Consider the following 20,656-nt stretch of genomic DNA (forward strand, 5'->3'; position numbering starts at 1 on the left):
CGTGACTGACCACTCCTCGCGCCAATACGGCCGCCGCGCGCTGCTGTTTGGCGCGGGGTCGGTTGTCGCGGCCGCGAGCCTGGCGGCCTGCGCCGGTGACAGCGAGGCCGCCCCGCTTCCCAACGCCGTCGACATCGGCTTCAGCCGTGACATGGCCTTTCATCACGAGCAGGCGCTGGCGATGTGCCAGCGCGTGCTCGGGGCGGACACGGGTGGGGCTGTCCAGGCGTCAGCGGCCGAGATCCTCCAGACCCAGTCCTACGAACGCGGCATGATGCACGCGTGGCTGGCCTCTTGGGGGCACTCGACCGCGCCGCCGGAGACGGTCATGGCCTGGATGGGTCACGCGGTCCCCGCCGAGCAGATGCCGGGGCTGGCGACCGATGAACAGATGGCCGAGCTGGCTGCGGCGACGGGCCTAGAGAAGGGGCGCCAGTTCCTGACCCTGATGCGCGCGCACCACGTGGGCGGTGTCGAGATGGCGGATGAGGCGCAGCGGCAGGCCTCGATCGAGGACGTGCAGTCGCTCGCCTCGCGGATGTCCGCCACCCAGACCTTCGAGATCAATCAGTTCGACTACCTTCTCGCGAACGACTACGCCTAGTGCCCGTCATGTCTCACTATTTAAGATGGTGAGCCACGATGTGAGATTAGTGAGTTATGGCGTGACATTCGCCGTGGGCAGGCGTACAGTCTTCTCTATGCAGACGACTCTCGTACTAGTTATTGGGCGCGCGGACATCTAGTCCTCGACCCGGCATCGTCCGCGCGCATACCCCGACAGCCACTCCAGGCCCAGGGGTTTTTCCATGCGAGGCGGATTGAGAGAACCGCCTCACCACATCAGACTCAATGGGAGAGAAGATGGCACAGGCCCCGGCCCCCAAGCCGTCCGCGCCGAGCGCGACTGCGACTTCGGCACGACCAGCCACCAGCGCCTCGGCGCAGGGCGGCGAGGCAATGAATGGCGCGCAGTCGCTCATTCGTTCGCTCGAGTACGCAGGCGTCACCGACATCTTCGGTCTGCCGGGCGGCGCGATCCTCCCCGCGTATGACCCGCTGATGGACTCCACCCAGCTCCGCCACATCCTGGTGCGCCACGAGCAGGGTGCCGGCCACGCCGCGCAGGGCTACGCCCACGCGACCGGCCGCCCCGGCGTCTGCATCGCGACGTCGGGCCCCGGAGCGACCAACCTCGTGACCCCGATCGCCGATGCGAACATGGACTCGATCCCCATGGTCGCCATCACCGGCCAGGTCGCCGCCGCGAACATCGGCACTGACGCCTTCCAGGAGGCGGACATTGTGGGCATCACGCAGCCCATCACCAAGCACAACATGCTGGTGACGGACCCTGCCGAGATTCCCCGTGCCATTGCCGAGGCGTTCTACATCGCGACCCACGGACGCCCGGGCCCCGTGCTCGTGGACGTCACCAAGTCCGCGATGCAGGCCATGACGGAGTTCAACTGGCCGGGAAAGATCGAACTGCCCGGTTTCAACTCCGGTGCCAAGCCGCACTCCAAGACCGTGCAGGAGGCCGCGCGCCTGCTCGCGACTGCCCGTAAGCCAGTGCTGTACGTGGGCGGCGGTGTGATCCGCTCGGGAGCGGCCGAGGGTCTGCGCAAACTTGCGGATCTGTCCGGCGCGGCCGTGGTGACCACCCTGATGGCCCGCGGCGCGCTGCCCGACAGCCACCCGCAGAACCTCGGGATGCCCGGCATGCACGGCACCGTGCCCGCCGTGGCGGCGCTTCAGCACGCCGACCTGGTGGTCGCGCTCGGCACGCGGTTCGACGACCGGGTGACCGGCAACCTCGACTCGTTTGCCCCGCTGGCGACCATCGTCCACGCGGACATCGACCCCGCGGAGATCGGCAAGAACCGCCACGCGGATGTGCCGATCGTGGGCGACCTCAAGGAAGTCTTCGCGGACCTGATCCCGGCCCTGGCCGAGGAGCACATCAAGCACGGCCTTCCCGACCTCGAGGGGTGGTGGAAGCAGCTCGATGAGTGGCGCACCACCTTCCCGCTGGGCTACGCGACACCCGACGACGGCCTGGGTTCACCCCAGCACGTCATTCAGCGCCTGGGCGAGATCTCCGGTCCCGAGTCAATCTTCGTGGCGGGCGTCGGCCAGCACCAGATGTGGGCCAGCCAGTTCATCAAGTACGAGCGCCCCAACTCGTGGATCAACTCCGGTGGCCTCGGCACGATGGGCTTCTCGGTTCCCGCGGCGATGGGCGCCAAGGTGGGGGCTCCGGACCGCACGGTGTGGTCCATCGACGGCGACGGCTGCTTCCAGATGACCAACCAGGAGCTCGTCACGTGCGCGCTCAACGAGATCCCGATCAAGGTCGCGATCATCAACAACTCTTCGCTGGGCATGGTGCGCCAGTGGCAGACCCTGTTCTACAACCAGCGCTACTCCAACACCGACCTCAACACCGGTCACGGCACCAAGCGCATCCCCGACTTTGTGAAGCTGGCCGATGCGATGGGTTGCGTTGGCTTGCGCTGCGAGTCCGACGCGGACGTGGACGCGACCATCAAGCGCGCGATGGAGATCAACGACCAGCCAGTGGTCGTGGACTTCACCGTGTCGCGCGACGCGATGGTGTGGCCGATGGTCGCAGTGGGAACCAGCAATGACGAGATTCAGTACGCCAAGGGCATCGCCCCCAAGTGGGACCGTGAGGACTAGAGCATGACGGACAAGCACACTCTCTCCGTACTCGTTGAGAACAAGCCAGGCGTGCTCGCGCGCGTCGCTGGGCTGTTCTCGCGCCGCGCCTTCAACATCCACTCGTTGGCTGTGGGCCCCACCGAGCACCCCGAGATCTCCCGCATCACTGTGGTGGTTGACGTGGACGAGCACCCGCTCGAGCAGGTCACCAAGCAGCTCAACAAGCTGATCCACGTGCTCAAGATCGTGGAGCTCGAGCGCGACCGCTCGGTGCTGCGCGAGCTGCTGTTGGTGAAGGTGCGCGCAGACTCGCGTCAGCGCACCGAGATCCTGCAGGTGGTCGAGTTGTTCCGCGCCAAGGTGGTGGATGTCTCCACGGACGCACTGGTGGTGGAGGCCGTCGGCACGCCCGAGAAGCTGGAGGCGCTGCTCGCGGCGCTCTCACCTCACGACATTCGCGAGATCGTGCAGTCGGGCACGGTCGCGATCGGTCGCGGCTCGCGCTCCATCACGGAGCGTGCTCTCGACCGCAATCACGGCCTGTACAACACGGTCTCCTGACCGTCGGTGGCGCCCCGCGGGCGTCCTGACGCGGTCACGCCTCAAGCCGATCGCCGCATCGGCCGCCTGAAATTTTTACGCAAGTTCTATTCAACGGAATTCGTTTAACACGAGAAGGAGAAAACCATGGCTGAATTGTTCTACGAAGAGGACGCAGACCTCTCAATCGTCCAGGGCAAGAAGGTTGCCATCGTGGGTTACGGCTCGCAGGGTCACGCTCACGCGCAGAACCTCCGCGACTCTGGCGTCGAGGTGCGCGTTGCGCTGCGCGACGGCTCGCGCTCGACCATCAAGGCCGAGAACGACGGCTTCACCGTGTCCTCGGTCGCCGATGCGACCGCTTGGGCAGACCTCATCATGATCCTCGCGCCGGACCAGTTCCAGCGCACCATCTACAACGACGAGATCAAGCCCAACCTCGCCGAGGGCAAGACCATCGCGTTCGCGCACGGCTTCAACATCCGCTTCGGCTACATCGAGGCTCCCGCGGGCATCGACGTCATCCTGATCGCCCCCAAGGCTCCCGGACACACCGTTCGTCGCGAGTTCGTCGCGGGCCGCGGCATCCCGGACATCATCGCCGTTGAGGCCGATGCTTCGGGCCAGGCCTGGGACATCGCCAAGTCGTACGCGAAGGCCATCGGTGGCACGCGCGCCGGAGTCATCAAGACCACGTTCACCGAAGAGACCGAGACCGACCTGTTCGGCGAGCAGGCCGTGCTTTGTGGCGGAACCTCGCAGCTGGTGCAGTACGGCTTCGAGGTCCTGACCGAGGCTGGCTACCAGCCGGAGATCGCCTACTTCGAGGTGCTTCACGAGCTCAAGCTCATCGTCGACCTCATGCACGAGGGTGGCATCACCAAGCAGCGCTGGTCCGTGTCCGACACCGCCGAGTACGGCGACTACGTGTCCGGTCCCCGCGTCATCACCCCCGAGGTCAAGGAGAACATGCAGGCCGTGCTCGCTGACATTCAGAACGGTGCCTTCGCTAAGCGCTTCATCGACGACCAGGACAAGGGTGGCCCCGAGTTCCAGGAGCTTCGCAAGAAGGGCGAGACCCACTCGATCGAGGACACCGGCCGCGAGCTGCGCAAGCTGTTCGCATGGTCCGGCGTTGACGCTGCTGACGCCGACTACGTCGACGGCCAGACGGCACGTTAATGAGTGAGACCGCGACCTCCACGTACCGCCTCGCAGTAGTTGCCGGCGACGGCATCGGCCCCGAGGTCGTAGCGGAGGGGCTCAAGTGCCTCACCGCCGCGACCGAGGGAACCGACATCTCGTTCGAGACGACCGAGTTCGACCTGGGTGCCAAGCGTTGGCACGCGACGGGCGACACGCTCACGGAGACTGACCTCGAGGCCATACGTGGCCACGACGTCATTCTGCTGGGTGCGATCGGCGACCCGTCGGTTCCGTCCGGCACGCTCGAGCGCGGCGTCTTGCTGCCGCTGCGCTTCGCGCTTGACCAGTACGTGAACCTGCGTCCCTCGCGCCTGTACCCGGGCGAGGTGTCGCCGCTGCGCGACGTGACCGAGGTCGACTTTGTGGTGGTGCGCGAGGGCACTGAGGGACCGTACGTGGGCAACGGCGGCGCGCTGCGCGTCGACACGCCTCACGAGATCGCGACCGAGGTCTCCATCAACACCCGTCACGGCGTGGAGCGCGTGGTGCGCTACGCGTTCGGCGTGGCTCAGGGCCGCGACCGCAAGCAGCTAACCCTGGTGCACAAGCACAACGTGCTGGTTCACGCCGGTCACCTGTGGCGTCGCACCGTCGAGGCTGTGGCAGTGGAGTTCCCGGACGTTACCTGGGACTACCTGCACATTGACGCCGCGACCATCGTGATGACCACCAACCCGGCCAAGTTCGACGTGATTGTCACGGACAACCTGTTCGGCGACATCCTGACCGACCAGGCGGCTGCCATCTCCGGTGGCATCGGCCTCGCGGCATCGGGAAACATCAACGCCGACAAGACGGCGCCGTCGATGTTCGAGCCCGTTCACGGCTCGGCGCCGGACATCGCTGGAAAGGGCATCGCGGATCCGTCCGCGACGGTCCTGTCCGTGGCGATGCTGCTGGACTTCCTTGGCTACGCGGAGCTCGCTGCGCGCGTCGAGGGAGCAGTGGCGGCCGATGCTGCGGCCAAGGATGGCTCGGTACGTTCCACCAGCGAGGTCGGAGACGCCCTCGCCGCCCGCATCCGCGGGTAGTCGCTTTACAGCAGTACTGATGTACGGCGGGGTCGCGACTGCGGCCCCGCCACTTCAATCGAAAGGCCCGACATGAGCACTGGCGTCCCAGCTCTTGGATTTGGTGATCAGGTGCCCTCGGCATCCGCTCCCTCCGCAGTCGAGGCCTTCGAGGTACGCGCGAATCCCGCTCCGCTACCCGTAGCGGAGCGGGAAGCCGCGCTCGCCAACCTGAACTTTGGCACGCAGTTCACCGATCACATGGCGCGCGCGCAGTGGCGCTCGGGAACCGGCTGGCTGGACCGCCGCGTGGAGGCCTACGGCCCGCTGTCGCTGGACCCTGCCGCCGCTGTGCTGCACTACGGCCAGGAGATCTTCGAGGGGCTGAAGGCCTACCGCTGGGCCGACGGCTCGGTGTGGCTGTTCCGCCCGGAGGCCAACGCCGCGCGCTTCAACAAGTCCGCGCAGCGCCTCGCGCTGCCTCAGCTGCAGATTGACGACTTCATCGGCTCGATCGAGGCGCTGGTGCGCACCGACGTTGAATGGGTGCCCAGCGGCGACGAGTCCTCGCTGTACCTGCGCCCCTTCATGTTTGCCTCCGAGGCGTTCCTCGGCGTGCGACCCGCGCAGATCGTCGACTACCTCCTCATCGCCTCTCCCGTAGGCGCATACTTCCCGGGCGGCATCATCCCGGTGTCCATCTGGGTGGCGCAGGGATATCACCGCGCCGGACCCGGCGGCACGGGTGACGCCAAGTGCGGAGGTAACTACGCATCGTCGCTGTTGCCGCAGATGCAGGCGGCGGACAACGGCTGCCAGCAGGTGCTGTTCCTGGACGCCAAGGAGGACAAGTACCTCGACGAACTCGGCGGCATGAACGTATTCGTGGTGCGCGCGGACGGCTCGGTGGAGACGCCGCGCCTGACGGGCAACATCCTCGAGGGCATCACGCGCTCCTCGGTGATCCGTCAGCTTGAGGACACCGGCCGCAAGGTGCTGGAGAAGGACATCACGCTGGACGAGGTCCGCTCCGGAGTCGAGTCCGGCGACATCCTGGAGGTGTTCGCGTGTGGCACCGCCGCCGCTGTGACCCCGGTGGGGCGCCTGGCCTCGCCCGACTTCGATCTCACCATCAACGGGGGAGTGGCCGGAGAGGTCACGCTCGCCATCCGCAAGTCGCTCACCGACATTCAATACGGCCGCGCGGCTGACCCGTACGGCTGGATGCGCCGCGTCGCCTAGCCGTCTCCGCTCGGCCGTTGGCTCTCTCGTGCACGCTTGCCCGCGCGAGGGAATAACTTCCGCTCGGGAGCGGTTGAGGGAATCATGAGCTCATCCGCCAACACCGCATTGTTCGTGCTCGCGCCCCGCGCGGCTGGCATGTGCTGTCTGTGCGGAGCTGGGTCTTACTGCTGACGCACGAGTCAACTACGACCTAGCCCCGCACCCTCCTAGGATCGGCGCTGCTTGTCATGCCCGCGCCCGCGTCCGGCCCGCGCCCTTGAGCCGTAACCGCATGACCAACTCCTACCGCCGCGCTCTATTCCTGGGTTGCGCTGCGGCTCCGCGGTGTTTACGACTCCGCGGCGTAAACCCATCTACTGTTCTTATGACTCCACGTTGTTTATGAAAGGTCTTTCTGATGAAGTTCCGCTCTGCACTTCCCGCCGTTTTCGCCGCCTCCGCCCTCGCGCTGACGGCGTGCTCCTCCACGGCCCAGGATGTCGACGCGACAGGGGGAGCGGACGCTGCGGCGGACACCTCCTGGTCGGACGTCGAGAACGCTGGCGTGTGGGTGGTGGGCACCGAAGGGACCTACCGCCCCTTCACGTTCCACGAGGACGGCACCGGTGAACTCACTGGGTTCGATGTCGAGGTGGCGCGGGCCGTCGCACAGGAACTGGGCGTCGAGGTGGAGTTCGAGGAAACGCAGTGGGACGCGCTGCTCACCGGCCTCGAGTCGGATCGCATCGACGCCGTGGCGAACCAGGTAGGCATCACGCCCGAGCGCGAAGATGTCTATACCTTCTCTACGCCGTACACCTACTCCAACGGCGTGTTGGTGGTGACTCAGGACAACACCGACATCACTTCCTTCGATGACATTGAGGGTCGGACTCTAGCGCAGTCCCTGACCTCGGCATTCGGCCAGCAGGCTCGCGACGCTGGCGCCAATATTGAGGCCGTCGAGGGGTGGGCGCAGTCCGTGGAGCTGCTCCGGCAGGGACGCGTGGAAGCGACCATCAACGACAGCCTCACGTGGCTTGACTATCAGCAGACGTTTGGCGCCGACGACCTCAAGGTGGTGGCTACCACCGAGGACGGCTCCGTGAGTGCGTTCGCGTTCGCTGGTGGGGACGAAGCGCTGGCTGAGGCTGTCTCCGACGCACTCGCCACGCTCGCCGCCGACGGCTCGCTTGCAGACATCTCCGCCGAGTTCTTTGGGGATGACGTCACCAAGGAACCCGCCGTCTAATGAACATCGACTGGTCGTTATTTTGGGACTCGCTGGGGCCGCTCACGGCCGCAGCGGTCCTCGCCACCATTCCACTCGCGTTGGTCTCCTTCGCGGTGGGCATGGTGCTGGCGATCGGTGCCGCACTCATGCGGCTGTCGGGCAACCGACTGGTGTCAGGCATCGCGAGATTCTATATCTCAGTGATCCGCGGCACCCCGCTGCTGGTGCAGCTGTTCGTGATCTTCTACGGGCTGCCGTCGCTGGGCGTCACCATCAACCCGTGGCCCAGCGCCATCATTGCGCTGTCGCTCAATGTGGGCGGTTACGGTGCTGAGGTGGTGCGCGCGGCGATCCTGTCGGTGCACAAGGGTCAGTGGGAAGCCGCGTACATGGTGGGGATGTCGCGGCGCACTGCGCTGCGCCGAGTCATCCTGCCCCAGGCCGCGCGGGTGGCGGTGCCGCCGCTGTCCAACACCTTCATCTCGCTAGTTAAGGACACGTCGCTGACGTCGCTGATCCTGGTCTCGGAGATGTTCCGCAAGGCGCAAGAGATTGCGGCCTTCACGCAGGAGTTCATGCTGATGTACGTCGAGGCTGGCATCGTGTACTGGGTGATCTGCCTCGCGCTGTCCAGCGCGCAGAACACTATCGAGAGGAAGTTGGACCGCCATGTCGCCGTTGCCTAATTCGCACGAGTCCGCAGGGGCCCTCGCACCGCTGCTGTCCGTGAGCGGGGTGACGAAGTCCTTTGGTACCAACGAGGTGCTCCGCTCCGTTGACCTGACCGTGGAACGCGGCGAGGTGGTGGCCGTCATCGGCGCCTCCGGGTCCGGCAAGACCACCCTGCTGAGGTGCCTCAACGGTTTAGAGAGGCCCGATGCTGGGGTGGTCACCCTTGGCGACGCCACCGTGGATTTCGGTGCCGTGCCGCGGCCAAGCGCGAAGGCCGCGAACGCGCTGCGCGACCGCTCCGCGATGGTCTTCCAGCATTACAACCTGTTTCCGCATCGGACCGTCCTGCAGAATGTGATCGAGGGCCCCGTGGTGGTTCAGAAGCGCCCGCGAGCCGAGGCAGAGGCGGAGGCGATCGCCCTGCTGGAGCGCGTGGGCTTGTCCGACAAGCGCGATGCCTACCCGCACGAGCTGTCAGGTGGTCAGCAGCAACGCGTAGGGATTATCCGCGCCCTGGCGCTTAAGCCCACGTTGCTGCTGTTCGACGAGCCCACCTCCTCATTGGACCCGGAACTAGTGGGCGAGGTGCTGGTGCTGATGCGGGACCTGGCCGCTGAGGGCTGGACCATGGTGGTGGTCACCCACGAGCTGCAGTTCGCGCGCGAGGTCGCCCAGAAGGTGGCGTTCGTCGACGCGGGCCGGGTGCTCGAGGTGGGACCGCCGGCCCAGGTGCTGCGCGAGCCCCGCGAGGAGCGCACCAGGCAGTTCGTCCGCCGGCTCACGCACCCCCTCTAGGCGGACCGCGAGCCCCGGGGGCGCACCTCCTCGATCCAAGTTCTGGATCTACCTGGGTCGACTTTTGTGGGACAGTACCGTGTGATTGATTCTTGGTGGGGCGACGTAACGACCCAGGTCGACGCCTCGGCCTCCACCGCGCTGTGGTCGCTTGCTGCCGTCATGGTCTGCCTGCTGATCCCGCAGTTGTGGCACGTGGTGCGCCACGTGGTCACTATCGCGCACGAGGCGGGGCACGCCGGGGTCGCGGCGCTGCTGGGGCGCGAGGTGCGCGGAATCCGCCTCCACTCGGACACCTCCGGGCTGACCACTCATTCGGGGTCGACCAAGCGTTTCCCGCTGGCGCTCACCGCGTTCGCGGGATATCCAGCTCCCGCCGTACTGGGCTTAGGTGCGGCGGCGTTGCTCAGCGCAGGGTACGCGTTCGCGCTGCTGTGGATTGTGGTAATCGTGCTGCTGGTGGTGCTGTTCCAGATCCGCAACGTGTACGGATTCCTGGTGATGGTGCTGGCCGCCGGCGGGATGGGATGGCTGGCGTGGGCCGCCCCCGATCCCTGGCGCATCGGCGTCGCCTACGCGGTGGCGTGGCTGTTGCTGCTTGGCGCGGTGCGCGCCGTCTTCGAGTTGCAGGGTTCGCGCCGGTCGGCCGCCGGCCGGGGTTCGGATGCCGATGCGCTGGCCCGGGTGACCCCGTTTCCCGGTGCGATCTGGGTGGGCGTGTTCTGGCTCGTGACCCTCGCTTGTGCTGCAGGCGGCGCCTGGCTGATGGTCGGCGAAGTGATCGGTGACGCAGTCGGCGGCTAGCCCTCACACCGCCGCTCGTTTTGGGTCATCGGCGAGGGACCTAGGTCCCCGTCCTGTCGCGGACGGCTTCGTAGGCTGAAGGTAGTCCTCCTCTGCTTAGTCGGTCACGCGGGAGCGGTTCCGGCGGAGTCGCCTCCATCCCGCGTGGATAGTGATGGAGCGAGATCATGGCAACCTTCCAAGCGACAGCAGTTTCTACAACGGACACCGGCCTGACGGTCAAGGCGCGCGAGTTCGAATGGCTCGTGGATGAGCCCCAAAGCCTGGGCGGCGGCAACTCCGGCCCCAACCCAGTGGAGTACGTGCTGGGCGCGCTGCTCGGCTGCCTCAACGTGATGGTGCACCTGGTAGCCAAGGAACGTGGGGTCACCCTCACCTCCTTCACGGCCACAGCGAAGGGCGAGCTGGATCCCGCCAAGTTCGCGGGTACCAACATGGACGAGCGTGCGGGCTACGAGTCGATCGAGGTGGACATCGTGGTCGAGGGCGACGCGGACGCTGCCGAGCTCGAGGAGATCGCGAAGATCGCCGAATCCCGATGCCCCGTCTCCGACAATCTGCAGAACGTCACACCCGTGTCGATCCGGATTCACAGCAAAATCTAGGAAAACACGGACCAACGTCACCTATTAACTTACGGTTCCGTAGGTTAGAATCTGGCATGACCCAATTTGAGATGTCGTCGCCCGGCCTAGCAGTAGTCGACAACCGCATGCACCTGACCGCGATGCTCGACGCACGCGCAGCCAGTTTCCCTGAGCGCGTTTTCGCCGAGGTAAAGGGCGAGAACGATGCCTGGATTCCGGTGTTGCTCACCGATTTCCGCGACCGCGTGCGTGCGGTGGCCAAGGGGCTCGTCGCCTCGGGTCTCAAGGTGGGAGACCGCGTCGGGATCGTCGGCGACACCCGCCTCGAGTGGTCGGTTATGGACTTTGCCATCTTCGCCGCAGGTGGCGTGAGCGTGCCGATCTATCCGTCGTCGTCAGCGTCGCAGGTGGCTTGGATCGTCCAGGACGCCGGGGTCAAGATTGTAGCGGCGGAGTCCCCAGAGCAGCGGGCGATGTTTTCCGCGCTCGACGCCGCACCCAGCACCTTCTCACTTGATGAGACCGGCATGGATCGGCTGGCCGCGCTCGGAAGTAGCGTCTCGGACGCTGACCTCGACGCGCGCACCGAGAACGCAGTCCTCGACGACCTCGCGACCATCATCTACACGTCCGGAACCACCGGCCGCCCCAAGGGTGCGATGCTCACGCACCGCAACATCGTGGAGCACTCCGCGAATGTCGAGCTGGACCCCGACTTCGGTCCGTTCGTGCAGGGCGACACCCGCGTGCTGCTGTTCCTGCCCCTCGCGCACGTGTTCGCGCGATTCGCCATGATCCTGGCCCTGAGCTCCGGGGCCGTCATCGGCTACGCGCCGTCGCACAAGACGTTGGCTGCAGACATGGCCTCCTTCAAGCCCACCTGGATGCCGCTGGTCCCGCGCGTGCTGGAGACCATCCTGAACCGCGCCGACACCTCGATGACCGGCATGAAGAAGAAGATCTTCCGCTGGTCTGCGGGTGTGGCGCGCGACGCCTCCAGGGCGCAGGAGACTGGCGGACCCGGTGCCGCGCTCAAGCTTCGCTACGCGATCGCCGACAAGCTCGTCCTGGCCAAGATCCGTCACTTGCTGGGCGGCCAGCTGGGCTTTGTGCTCTCCGGGGGAGCGCGCATGCTGCCCGAGGTGGGGCACTTCTTCCGAGGCCTCGGCGTCACGGTGATGCAGGGCTATGGGCTGACGGAAACGACGGCCGCAGCGACGGGCACCCCGGTGCTGGGAAGCACCATGGGAACCGTTGGCAAGCCCATCGCCGGCTGCGCCGTGAGGCTCAGCGACGACGGCGAGATCTACGCCCGGGGCACCAACCTCTTCACCGGCTACTGGAATGCGCCCGATGCCACGGCCGAGGCGATCGTCGACGGCTGGTTCGCGACGGGCGACCTGGGCGTTGTCGAAGACGGCTGCCTGCGCATTGTGGGCCGCAAGAAGGAAATCCTGGTGTTGTCGTCCGGCAAGAACATCCAGCCGGCGGTGCTCGAGGACTTCATGCGCGCGCACCCGGCTATCCAGGACGCGATCGTGGTGGGCGAGGGACGCAACTTTGTGTCAGCCCTAGTCGCGCTCGATGAGACGCTGCTGTCCGCATGGCTGACCGCGGAGAACCTGCCGCAGATGAACGTGGCCGAAGCCTCGGTCAACGAGCGCGTGCGCGAACTGGTGGGCAAGGTCATCGCCGCCGCTAACGAGCAGGTGTCCAAGGCCGAGGGCATCAAGGAATACCGCATCGTTTCCCGCAGCTTCTCCGAGGCAAAAGAAGAAGTGACCGCATCGCTGAAGGTGCGTCGCGACGTGGTGCTCGCGCACTTCGCCGACGTGGTGGAAGCGATTTACACGAAGGCGAAACCGCAGTCGACCCCTCCGGCTTAGCGACCGACCGCGGGCTAGTTCATCGACGCCGCACGCTCGTCGGGGGAGAAGCCCTCGCGGGCGCCAGCACGCACCGAGTGAATATAGCGGCTCGTAGCGTCGTGCATCGCTCCGACGGCCTCGATGTCGACGCTGTAGGTCATAGCGGCGTCGCCGTCGATGCCCAACTCTTGCGCCGTCGCGACGGCGTCCTGGTTCGCGCCGAGGAAGACGAAGTCCCACTTGTAGGTGTCCCGCTGGTGCGTGATGGCCTTGTTGACCTGTGCGCCGGTGTACTCCTGGCTGGAGTTCTCCATGCCGTCAGTGACGATGACCACCTGGACCATGTCCGGCCGGTGCAGTTCGTCGAGCGAAGCGAGTGCCGCGCCGAAGTTGTTCACTGCGATGCCGATCGCGTCCCAGAGTGCGGTCATCCCGCGTGGCTCGAGCTCGACGATGACTTCCGTTGGGTCCGCGAACGAGTGAGTGTGCTCGATCTTGTCGTCGAACGTCACGATGTCCACGGTGAGCTTGCCGGGGGTAGACGCCTGGTCGTCGACGAGCTTCTGTAGCCCGCCAACCATGTCGTCGCGGATCTGCATCATGGAACCGGAGCGATCCACAATCAGCAGCAGCGCGGTGTAGTTCGGGTCAGTCATCAGGACTCCTCAGTCTCAAGTGCTCGCCATGAGCAACGTGATCTGACTCTCGCACCGGGGTCTGACACACGTATCGGGCCCGAGCAGCCAACCGCAGGCGCGCTTACGATGTTGAGGACGGCTATTCAACGGTTGGGAGCGAACGGGTGCACACCGCTAACCCAATTGCCCCATAGCGAGAGGCGACGGACCATGGAAAAAGTACTCGGCATCGGCGGATTCTTCTTTCGAGCGAACGACCCCGAGGCGTTGGCGAAGTGGTACCTCGAGCAACTCGGGGTATCACTGGTGCCCAACGGGCCGTCGGACGCACCCTGGATCAGCCAGGAGGGGCCAACGATCTTTAGCCCGTTCCCTCAGGACAGCGACTACTTCCCGGCGGACCGCCAGTACATGGTGAACTTCCGCGTCCGTGACCTAGACGCGATGATCGCGCAGCTGGCCGCGGCCGGGCACGAAGCAACTCACCAGAGGGCCATGGACGGCATCGGGAAGTTTGCCCGGGTGCACGACCCCGAGGGAAACCCGATCGAACTGTGGGAAGCCGAATAGTAGGGACTACGCGCGCCGCCGCGATACGTCAGAGTCTCTCGATAAGCTGCGGGTGATGCTGAGGAGGGCACGTGGCGAAGCTTATTGAGGTCGTTGGAGCAGTAATCGTGCGAGACGGCAAGGTTCTGTGCGCGCAGCGAGGTGCAGAGAGCTCCTTGGCGGGCTTGTGGGAGTTTCCCGGCGGAAAGGTCGAGCCTGGTGAAACTGCTCGCGACGCACTCGTCCGCGAGATCACCGAGGAGCTCCAGTGCGTTGTCTCCGTAGGCTCCGAGCTTGAGACAACTTCCTACGATTACGACTTCGGCACCGTCATCCTGACCACTTTTTTCTGCGAACTAGTATCTGGTGCGCCGCGGTTCACCGAGCATGCAGACGTGCGTTGGCTACCGCCCGCTGATCTCCCTGCTCTCGACTGGGCGCCGGCGGATCTCCCCGCCGTCGCGCGTATCGTGACTGAGGGAGTTCCTGTTGTCAGTTGAGGACTACTTCTCTGGGCTCATCGAGGGCGACGTGCGTTTCGGATTTCTCGATAGCAGGGCGAAATCTAAGCGCAAATTCAACCCCGAGGTTGTACTCAACACCGGCTCGGGCTCAATGCTTAGGACTCTTCGTGAAGAGCTCAAGCGATGTGACTCATTCTCGTTTTCGGTTGCATTCGTCTCGCCGCGGGCGATTGCGTTGCTCAAGCAGGAGTTCGTGGATTTTGCCGGCAAGGGCACCATCGTCACGTCGGACTATTTGGGATTCAATTCACCTGAAGCATTTTCTGAGATTCATGCGCTTACGAATCTCGGCATCGACTCGCGTTTACATTCTCAGACTGCGTTCCATCCCAAGGGATACATTTTCGAGTACGAGGACACAGTCACCGCGATCCTAGGTAGCTCGAACCTGACCGAGAGCGCCCTGGTCAAGAATCACGAATGGAATCTCAAAGTTTCGGCTGCGAGAGGAAGTGACCTCGCCGACCAGCTACTGGAGTTGGCCGCGGACCAACGCCGAAACTCGGCGCCACTTAGTCAGCAGTGGATTGATGCCTATGCGCTCAATTATGTAGCCCGCATGCACCGACCTTCGATGCCATCCCGACTGGTGGACCCGATTCTGTTGGGGCGCGATTCGGTTCCCCTAGAAGCGCATGTGCCTTTGAACAGGAACGGGCAAGAACCATCCACTCACGAACTAGAGCAAGATCGAGTTGAGCCTGGAACCGTCCGCGCGAGTGGATCCAACTGGCCTGCGCCTGAGCAACACGACGCAATTCCAGGCCGATTCGATGGTGACTCGCCGGAAAACGACCGACCGACGAGGATCACGCCAAATCTCATGCAGCAGGAGGCGTTGCACGCTATCGCGACTATGCGAAACGATGGCGATCGCAAGGCCATCGTTATCTCCGCTACGGGCACGGGGAAGACCATCCTGTCTGCGCTGGATGTGCGTGCAGTAAACCCCAAACGGATGCTCTTCATCGTCCATCGCGAGCAGATCCTCGATAAGGCCATTGCTGAGTTCAAGCGAGTTCTAGGTGCTCCTGCTTCTGAGTTCGGAAAACTCACCGGTGGCTCAAAGTCTCGCCACACGCGCTACGTGTTCGCGACGGTACAAACTCTGTCGCGCCCCGATGTACTGGCGAGGCTCGAGCCGGACGCTTTCGACTACGTGCTTATCGACGAGGTTCACCGAGCTGGAGCCCCGTCATACGAACGTGTGCTCGGGCATTTCGAGCCCGCGTTCCTTCTTGGAATGACCGCTACGCCTGAGCGACCGGACGGATTCAATGTCTTTGAACTCTTCGACTTCAACGTTCCGTACGAAATCAGGTTGAGCAAAGCCCTTGAAAGCGGCATGCTCGCGCCCTTCCACTACTACGGCGTCGCGGATGTCGAATTCGACGATGGCACGACCACGAACGTTGAAACGGACCTCGGGGAACTTGCTTCGCGGGTGCGCGTCAACCACATATTGTCAGCGCTCGACACCTACACGCAGGCCGGGGTCGAACCGCGGGGACTGATCTTCTGTAGCCGCAAACTAGAGGCGCATGCTCTCTCGAGGGCGCTCAATGGCTCGACCCTCCGGGGTCGGTTGCTACGGACTGTCGCGCTTACCGGGGACGACTCGATTGACGAGCGCGAACGTGTCGTGTCCCGACTTGAAGCCGGCGAGCTCGACTACGTACTGACGGTGGACGTATTCAACGAGGGCGTCGATATTCCGTCCATCAATCAAGTGGTGATGCTCCGTCAAACCCAGTCGAGCATCGTCTTCGTGCAGCAGTTGGGCCGCGGGCTCCGTAAGCATGACGGCAAGGAGTATTTGGTCGTCATCGATTTCATCGGCAACTACGCGAACAACTACTTGATTCCTGTGGCGCTTTTCGGTGACGAGTCGCTGAACAAGGAATCGCTGCGGAAGAGCCTCATCGATGCCGAGGAGGTCGGCGTACTTCCAGGACTATCGAGCGTGCGATTCGATCGCGTTGCGCAGGCAAGAGTTCTGAGCTCGATTGCGGTGAACAAGCTTGATAGCCTCGCGCACCTCAAATCTGCGATTGAGATGCTGAGGAATCGACTCGGCACGCTACCTTCGTTAAGCGATTTCCTTCGGTTCGAGTCGGTCGATCCGCTGATCCTTGCAACCAAGGTCGGTAGTTATCCCGCGCTCATCTCAAAGCTGTTTAAGGTCGATCACGGGCTAAGCGAAGCCCAATTGAGGGCGTTGAGTCTGCTCTCAAACGAGGTGCTGTCGGCAAAGCGGCCGCTGGAGCTGAAGCTACTTCGCGAGCTCATCAACGTGGGTGAGTCCTCAAGCCAGCAACTAGAGGCGAAACTGGGTTTGGGCGGGGCCAATGCTCCGGCGGCGGCGGTGATGAGCGCGGCGCGATCTTTCCAGATGGACTTCTATACCAAGCAGGAGCAGAAGCGGTACGGAGACGGGGTGATCGTTGCCTCGGGCGAAGGATTCGCGCTTGCGCCAGAGTTCGCCCGATGGATGCGCGAGAACAGGGCGTTTGCAACCGCCGTGGAGGATTTGCTTGATACCGGGTTGACGTTGGTGGATCAACGGTACGACTCCCACCGCCCGTTCACGCCAGGCAGACAGTACTCGAGGAAGGATGCCTGCCGGTTGCTGGGGTGGGAAAGCAATATGGCGTCGATCGTCTACGGATACAAGGTGGATGCGGCGACGATGACCTGTCCAATCTTCGTGACCCACGATAAGTCAGAGGACGTGTCCGCGAGCACCGCCTACGAGGATGCGTTGCTGGACCGGTCGACGATGCGATGGTTCACCAAGTCGAAACGAACGCTGCGGGGCGCCCAGGAAGCAATGATTGCGGAAAACAAGGTGGCAATCCACGTCTTTGCTAAGAAGGACGACGCTGAAGGCAGCGGCCACTTCTATTTGGGCGAAGCAGTTTCGCGCGATGCTGAACAGACTCAGATGCTTGACGATAGCGGCAAGCTCGTGAGTGTTGTTCGGATGGACTTGCACTTCACCGAGCCGATTGAGCAGGGCGTCTATGACTACTTCCACCCTGTCGTCTCTGTTGCTGTTTAAAAGCAAGGGGCGCTGAAAGTTCGCGAACACGTGCCACTAGGCTGAAGCAATGGACAGCGCCACATCCCCCCGCTCCTTCGAGGTCAGCCTCAACCCCGCCGCAGCCACGGACGAGGAGCGCGCCGCCGCCATGGCAGCGCCCGCGTTCGGCCAGGTCTTCACCGACCACCTCGCGCGCATCACATGGACGCAGGCGGACGGCTGGCACGACCGGCGCATCGAGCCCATGCGGGACCTGGCTCTCCACCCGGGCGCCACCATTCTGCATTACGGGCAGCAGGCGTTCGAGGGGCTCAAGGTCTACACCCACGCCGACGGCTCGCTGTGGCTGTTCCGCCCGCAGGCGAACGCCGCCCGTTTGGCAGCATCGGCCGCCCGTATGGCCTTGCCGGCGGTCCCTGAAGAGGACTTCCTCGCCGCGATCGACGCCCTTGTGAACGCGGACCGCGCGTGGGTGCCCACCGCGCCGGAGTCGAGCCTGTACCTGCGCCCCCTTCTTATAGGCACCGAGCCGACGCTGAACGTGCGTGCCTCGCACGAGGTCGAGTTCCTGGTGATGGCCTGCCCCGTGGGCGCGTACTTCCCCGACGGCGTGAAGCCCGTCTCCATCTGGGTGGCGCAGGGATATCACCGCGCGGGCCCCGGCGGCACCGGCACCGCCAAGAGCGCCGGCAACTACGCCGCGAGCCTCCTGCCGCAGCAGCAGGCGCAGGACAACGGCTGCCAGCAGGTGCTGTTCCTGGACGCGCGCGAGGACAAATACATAGAGGAGCTCGGCGGCATGAACGTGTTCGCCGTGCGCCGCGACGGATCCGTGCTCACCCCGCGCCTGACCGGCACCATCCTCGAGGGCGTGACCCGGTCATCGGTCATCACGCTGCTTCAGGAGTCCGGCCGCGAGGTTGTGGAGCGCGACGTGACGCTCGAGGAGCTGCGAGCGGGAATCGAGACGGGCGAGGTCGCCGAGGTGTTCGCGTGCGGCACGGCCGCGGTCGTCACGCCGTTGGGCAGCCTCAAGTCCCCAGACTTCGACGTGGTCGTGGGCGACGGCTCAGCAGGGCCAGTCACCATGGGCATCCGCCAGACACTCACGGACATCTACTACGGCCGCGCCGAGGACACGCACGGATGGATGCGGCGCGTCGGCTAAGCCCGCCTGGCGAAAGAGCTGCCGGGCGATGTCGGAGGCGCGACCTCTGGCAACCGCGCGAACGTCGGGCCACGTGGATACGCTCGAGGCATGTTCACGACGCACTCCACCGAGGGCCCCAGTGGTCGCGCGCTCCAGTATTACGTTGCGGACGCACAGGCGGCGGACGATGCCGGGGTCGCCTCTCCCATCCCCCTGATTTGGCTGCACGGGTCGCCAAATGTGGGCGAGCCACCCGTGCCGCTGTATGACGCCGCGGCCGGCCACGGCATCGGCTGGTTGGGGTATGACCGGCCAGGGTACGGCGGGTCAGCAGAGTTTTTGGGGCGCGACATTGCGTCCGCCGCGCGGGACGTAGAGGCGGTGGCCGATGCGCTTGGCTTCGGACGCTTCGCCGTCATGGGGCATTCGGGTGGGGGAGCGCACGCATTGGCTTGCGCCGCGCTGCTGCCCGATCGCGTGGGCGCCGTGGTGTCGATCGCCGGCCTCGCTCCGTCGACGGACGAGGGCCCAAAGCGCGCGGAGAAGCTGAGGATTGTTGAGGGTTTACGGTCGGACGATGCTGTGGTCAGGCAGGAGGCGACGGCCGGGCGGGCGGCGCTCGTCACCGGCGACGAGTTGGCCGAGTTCGACATGGACGCGTTCTTCACTGCCTCGGACCAGGCTGCGCTGGGCGGCAAGTGGAATTGGTTCAACCACGTGGTGACACTCGGCAACGCGAACGGCGATGGCCCCTTCGTGGATGACGAGCTCGCGGCGGCGAGCGACTGGGGATTCGACGTCGCGGACATCCGCGTGCCGACGCTGATCGTGCACGGCGTCGACGATCGGCTGGTTCCCGTCGCAAATGCGCGGTGGCTGGGGGCGCACGTACCGGGGTCGCAGTTGTGGCTGCGCGAAGATGCGGGCCACATCACCGTGTTGGAGGCAGCTGAGGACGCCCTGGCTTGGGTAGCTCAGTCCATGGCGGCGGGGCAGAAGTAGTCGGACGCCTTAGCCGGGCTCCGTAGCCAACGGCAGCATCGGCCGCTGGAAGTGACGTGTTGTGCTTGCGGCGGAATGAGCTCCGGCGCCGGAATGGGCGGGCCGCCCCGATGGTTGACGGTGGCATGACAACTATAGGAATTATTGGTGCAGGCAACATTGGCTCGAACGTCGCGAAGGCGGCGATCGCTAAGGGCTACGACGTGGTGATCAGCAACTCACGCGGGCCGGAGACGCTCGGAGACCTGATCGACGAGTTGGGCGCGAAGGCCACCCCGGCTACGGCGGAGGGTGCTGCGGAGGCCGGCGACTTTGTATTGGTCGCCGTCCCGCTTAAGAACTACCGCGAGGTACCGGTGGAGCCACTCAAGGGCAAGCTGGTCATCGACGCGAACAACTACTACTTCGAGCGTGACGGACAGATTCCCGCTCTCGACAACGGCGAGACCACGACGGCGCTGATGCTCCAGGAGCACCTCCCCGAGTCCACCGTGGTGAAGGCGTTCAACAACATCCCAGCCAAGGACATCCCGTCCGATGGCACTCCCGCAGGTTCCGAGGACCGCCGCGCCCTGCCCGTCGCAGGGGACGATGCCGAGGGTAAGGCGCGCGTCATCGCGCTGCTGGACGAGTTCGGGTTCGATGGCGTCGACGTCGGTTCCTTGGCCGACAGCTGGCGTGTCGAGCGTGACCGTCCCGCGTATGTGGTGCGGTCCAACGCCGACGAGCTGGTCATGCGAGTAGCCGAGGCCGTTCGCTAGCCCGAGAAGCAACTAACTTCGCGCGCCCACGACGGCTCCCTCCCGGGTCGTGGTGGGCGCGCGACCTTGTTCCCGGGTAGTGCCGGAGTGGGGTGGCGAAGTGCCGTTAACCTAGTGGGAACGCGGCGCCCAGGAGGTTCTCAAAGGGGGCGCCGAAGGTGGTCAACAGCCGCTCCGGATTCATGTATTGTTATGGCTCTTGCCAAGCAAGCGTTGGTCACGAAAGTGGTCAAAGCGAAGCGAGGCAGAGACTCCCTCCAGAACAGAAAATTGGTCACTTTAGGTGCCCAATCTGATGTAAGGTAGAGACTCCTCCGAAACAAAACGCCGGTCGCTAACGTGCCCGGAGTGATGTAAGGTAGTG

Annotated in this window: 19 protein-coding genes; 18 read left to right on the forward strand and 1 reads right to left on the reverse strand. The window is 64.6% G+C overall.

Annotation, left to right across the window (positions count from 1 at the left end; translation table 11 throughout):
• Nucleotide 1: 1 nt before the first annotated feature.
• The 12 genes from ACQU6B_RS03805 (at nucleotide 2) to ACQU6B_RS03860 (ending at nucleotide 12,643) form a co-directional block, all read left to right on the forward strand.
• The gene (locus ACQU6B_RS03805) at nucleotides 2-604 is read left to right on the forward strand and encodes a DUF305 domain-containing protein (protein ID WP_430868720.1); all 603 of its coding nucleotides are present in this window, start codon (nucleotides 2-4) and stop codon (nucleotides 602-604) included.
• Between the two features lie 260 nt (nucleotides 605-864).
• A complete protein-coding gene (locus ACQU6B_RS03810; RefSeq protein WP_430868721.1) occupies nucleotides 865-2,703 on the forward strand; it encodes an acetolactate synthase large subunit in 1,839 nt (612 codons plus the stop codon).
• A gap of 3 nt (nucleotides 2,704-2,706) precedes the next feature.
• Nucleotides 2,707-3,246 (forward strand): acetolactate synthase small subunit, encoded by a 540-nt coding sequence (gene ilvN / locus ACQU6B_RS03815; protein ID WP_430868722.1) that lies wholly within the window; start codon nucleotides 2,707-2,709, stop codon nucleotides 3,244-3,246.
• Between the two features lie 126 nt (nucleotides 3,247-3,372).
• A complete protein-coding gene (ilvC, locus tag ACQU6B_RS03820) occupies nucleotides 3,373-4,407 on the forward strand; it encodes a ketol-acid reductoisomerase (RefSeq protein ID WP_430868723.1) in 1,035 nt (344 codons plus the stop codon).
• A complete protein-coding gene (locus ACQU6B_RS03825; RefSeq protein WP_430868724.1) occupies nucleotides 4,407-5,462 on the forward strand; it encodes a 3-isopropylmalate dehydrogenase in 1,056 nt (351 codons plus the stop codon). Before ilvC ends, ACQU6B_RS03825 begins: the two co-directional genes overlap by 1 nt.
• A 72-nt stretch (nucleotides 5,463-5,534) precedes the next feature.
• On the forward strand, nucleotides 5,535-6,683 hold the full coding sequence (locus ACQU6B_RS03830) for a branched-chain amino acid aminotransferase (protein ID WP_430868725.1): 1,149 nt from the start codon (nucleotides 5,535-5,537) through the stop codon (nucleotides 6,681-6,683).
• 400 nt (nucleotides 6,684-7,083) lie between these two features.
• On the forward strand, nucleotides 7,084-7,917 hold the full coding sequence (locus ACQU6B_RS03835; protein WP_430868726.1) for a transporter substrate-binding domain-containing protein: 834 nt from the start codon (nucleotides 7,084-7,086) through the stop codon (nucleotides 7,915-7,917).
• Entirely contained in the window at nucleotides 7,917-8,585 is a 669-nt protein-coding gene (locus ACQU6B_RS03840) for an amino acid ABC transporter permease (RefSeq protein ID WP_430868727.1), read from the forward strand. Before ACQU6B_RS03835 ends, ACQU6B_RS03840 begins: the two co-directional genes overlap by 1 nt.
• Nucleotides 8,569-9,366 (forward strand): amino acid ABC transporter ATP-binding protein, encoded by a 798-nt coding sequence (locus ACQU6B_RS03845; protein WP_430868728.1) that lies wholly within the window; start codon nucleotides 8,569-8,571, stop codon nucleotides 9,364-9,366. Before ACQU6B_RS03840 ends, ACQU6B_RS03845 begins: the two co-directional genes overlap by 17 nt.
• 81 nt (nucleotides 9,367-9,447) lie before the next feature.
• The gene (locus ACQU6B_RS03850; protein WP_430868729.1) at nucleotides 9,448-10,170 is read left to right on the forward strand and encodes a M50 family metallopeptidase; all 723 of its coding nucleotides are present in this window, start codon (nucleotides 9,448-9,450) and stop codon (nucleotides 10,168-10,170) included.
• A gap of 167 nt (nucleotides 10,171-10,337) precedes the next feature.
• A complete protein-coding gene (locus ACQU6B_RS03855; protein ID WP_430868730.1) occupies nucleotides 10,338-10,775 on the forward strand; it encodes an OsmC family protein in 438 nt (145 codons plus the stop codon).
• 56 nt (nucleotides 10,776-10,831) lie between these two features.
• Entirely contained in the window at nucleotides 10,832-12,643 is a 1,812-nt protein-coding gene (locus tag ACQU6B_RS03860; protein ID WP_430868731.1) for an AMP-dependent synthetase/ligase, read from the forward strand.
• A 14-nt stretch (nucleotides 12,644-12,657) separates the two neighbouring features.
• Here the strand turns inward: ACQU6B_RS03860 and ACQU6B_RS03865 are convergent, their stop codons facing one another.
• Nucleotides 12,658-13,281, reverse strand: coding sequence for a VWA domain-containing protein (locus tag ACQU6B_RS03865; RefSeq protein ID WP_430868732.1), 624 nt, complete (start codon nucleotides 13,279-13,281; stop codon nucleotides 12,658-12,660).
• A 192-nt stretch (nucleotides 13,282-13,473) separates the two neighbouring features.
• On the opposite strand from ACQU6B_RS03865, the gene ACQU6B_RS03870 reads away from it, so the two are divergent.
• The 6 genes from ACQU6B_RS03870 (at nucleotide 13,474) to ACQU6B_RS03895 (ending at nucleotide 20,292) form a co-directional block, all read left to right on the forward strand.
• Entirely contained in the window at nucleotides 13,474-13,833 is a 360-nt protein-coding gene (locus ACQU6B_RS03870) for a VOC family protein (RefSeq protein ID WP_430868733.1), read from the forward strand.
• 71 nt (nucleotides 13,834-13,904) lie between these two features.
• The gene (locus ACQU6B_RS03875) at nucleotides 13,905-14,312 is read left to right on the forward strand and encodes a (deoxy)nucleoside triphosphate pyrophosphohydrolase (protein WP_430868734.1); all 408 of its coding nucleotides are present in this window, start codon (nucleotides 13,905-13,907) and stop codon (nucleotides 14,310-14,312) included.
• Nucleotides 14,302-17,397, forward strand: a complete 3,096-nt coding sequence (locus ACQU6B_RS03880; RefSeq protein ID WP_430868735.1) for a DEAD/DEAH box helicase — start codon at nucleotides 14,302-14,304, stop codon at nucleotides 17,395-17,397. Before ACQU6B_RS03875 ends, ACQU6B_RS03880 begins: the two co-directional genes overlap by 11 nt.
• Before the next feature lie 49 nt (nucleotides 17,398-17,446).
• A complete protein-coding gene (locus tag ACQU6B_RS03885) occupies nucleotides 17,447-18,547 on the forward strand; it encodes a branched-chain amino acid aminotransferase (protein WP_430868736.1) in 1,101 nt (366 codons plus the stop codon).
• Between the two features lie 90 nt (nucleotides 18,548-18,637).
• The gene (locus ACQU6B_RS03890; protein WP_430868737.1) at nucleotides 18,638-19,531 is read left to right on the forward strand and encodes an alpha/beta fold hydrolase; all 894 of its coding nucleotides are present in this window, start codon (nucleotides 18,638-18,640) and stop codon (nucleotides 19,529-19,531) included.
• A gap of 125 nt (nucleotides 19,532-19,656) precedes the next feature.
• Complete coding sequence (locus tag ACQU6B_RS03895) at nucleotides 19,657-20,292, forward strand: NADPH-dependent F420 reductase (protein WP_430868738.1); 636 nt, start codon at nucleotides 19,657-19,659, stop codon at nucleotides 20,290-20,292.
• Nucleotides 20,293-20,656 lie beyond the last annotated feature (364 nt).

The organism is Demequina aurantiaca, from assembly GCF_050598105.1.
Classification (GTDB): domain Bacteria; phylum Actinomycetota; class Actinomycetes; order Actinomycetales; family Demequinaceae; genus Demequina; species Demequina aurantiaca_A.

What these genes read in the sequence shown, in the direction of transcription:
- ACQU6B_RS03890 (WP_430868737.1), top strand. Translation starts at nt 18,638, where the DNA reads ATGTTCACGACGCACTCCACCGAGGGCCCCAGTGGTCGCGCGCTCCAG.
- ACQU6B_RS03870 (WP_430868733.1), top strand. Translation starts at nt 13,474, where the DNA reads ATGGAAAAAGTACTCGGCATCGGCGGATTCTTCTTTCGAGCGAACGAC.
- ACQU6B_RS03840 (WP_430868727.1), top strand. Translation starts at nt 7,917, where the DNA reads ATGAACATCGACTGGTCGTTATTTTGGGACTCGCTGGGGCCGCTCACG.
- ACQU6B_RS03865 (WP_430868732.1), bottom strand. Translation starts at nt 13,281, where the DNA reads ATGACTGACCCGAACTACACCGCGCTGCTGCTGATTGTGGATCGCTCC.
- ACQU6B_RS03810 (WP_430868721.1), top strand. Translation starts at nt 865, where the DNA reads ATGGCACAGGCCCCGGCCCCCAAGCCGTCCGCGCCGAGCGCGACTGCG.
- ilvN (WP_430868722.1), top strand. Translation starts at nt 2,707, where the DNA reads ATGACGGACAAGCACACTCTCTCCGTACTCGTTGAGAACAAGCCAGGC.
- ACQU6B_RS03855 (WP_430868730.1), top strand. Translation starts at nt 10,338, where the DNA reads ATGGCAACCTTCCAAGCGACAGCAGTTTCTACAACGGACACCGGCCTG.
- ACQU6B_RS03830 (WP_430868725.1), top strand. Translation starts at nt 5,535, where the DNA reads ATGAGCACTGGCGTCCCAGCTCTTGGATTTGGTGATCAGGTGCCCTCG.
- ACQU6B_RS03845 (WP_430868728.1), top strand. Translation starts at nt 8,569, where the DNA reads ATGTCGCCGTTGCCTAATTCGCACGAGTCCGCAGGGGCCCTCGCACCG.
- ACQU6B_RS03825 (WP_430868724.1), top strand. Translation starts at nt 4,407, where the DNA reads ATGAGTGAGACCGCGACCTCCACGTACCGCCTCGCAGTAGTTGCCGGC.
- ilvC (WP_430868723.1), top strand. Translation starts at nt 3,373, where the DNA reads ATGGCTGAATTGTTCTACGAAGAGGACGCAGACCTCTCAATCGTCCAG.
- ACQU6B_RS03895 (WP_430868738.1), top strand. Translation starts at nt 19,657, where the DNA reads ATGACAACTATAGGAATTATTGGTGCAGGCAACATTGGCTCGAACGTC.
- ACQU6B_RS03860 (WP_430868731.1), top strand. Translation starts at nt 10,832, where the DNA reads ATGACCCAATTTGAGATGTCGTCGCCCGGCCTAGCAGTAGTCGACAAC.
- ACQU6B_RS03835 (WP_430868726.1), top strand. Translation starts at nt 7,084, where the DNA reads ATGAAGTTCCGCTCTGCACTTCCCGCCGTTTTCGCCGCCTCCGCCCTC.
- ACQU6B_RS03885 (WP_430868736.1), top strand. Translation starts at nt 17,447, where the DNA reads ATGGACAGCGCCACATCCCCCCGCTCCTTCGAGGTCAGCCTCAACCCC.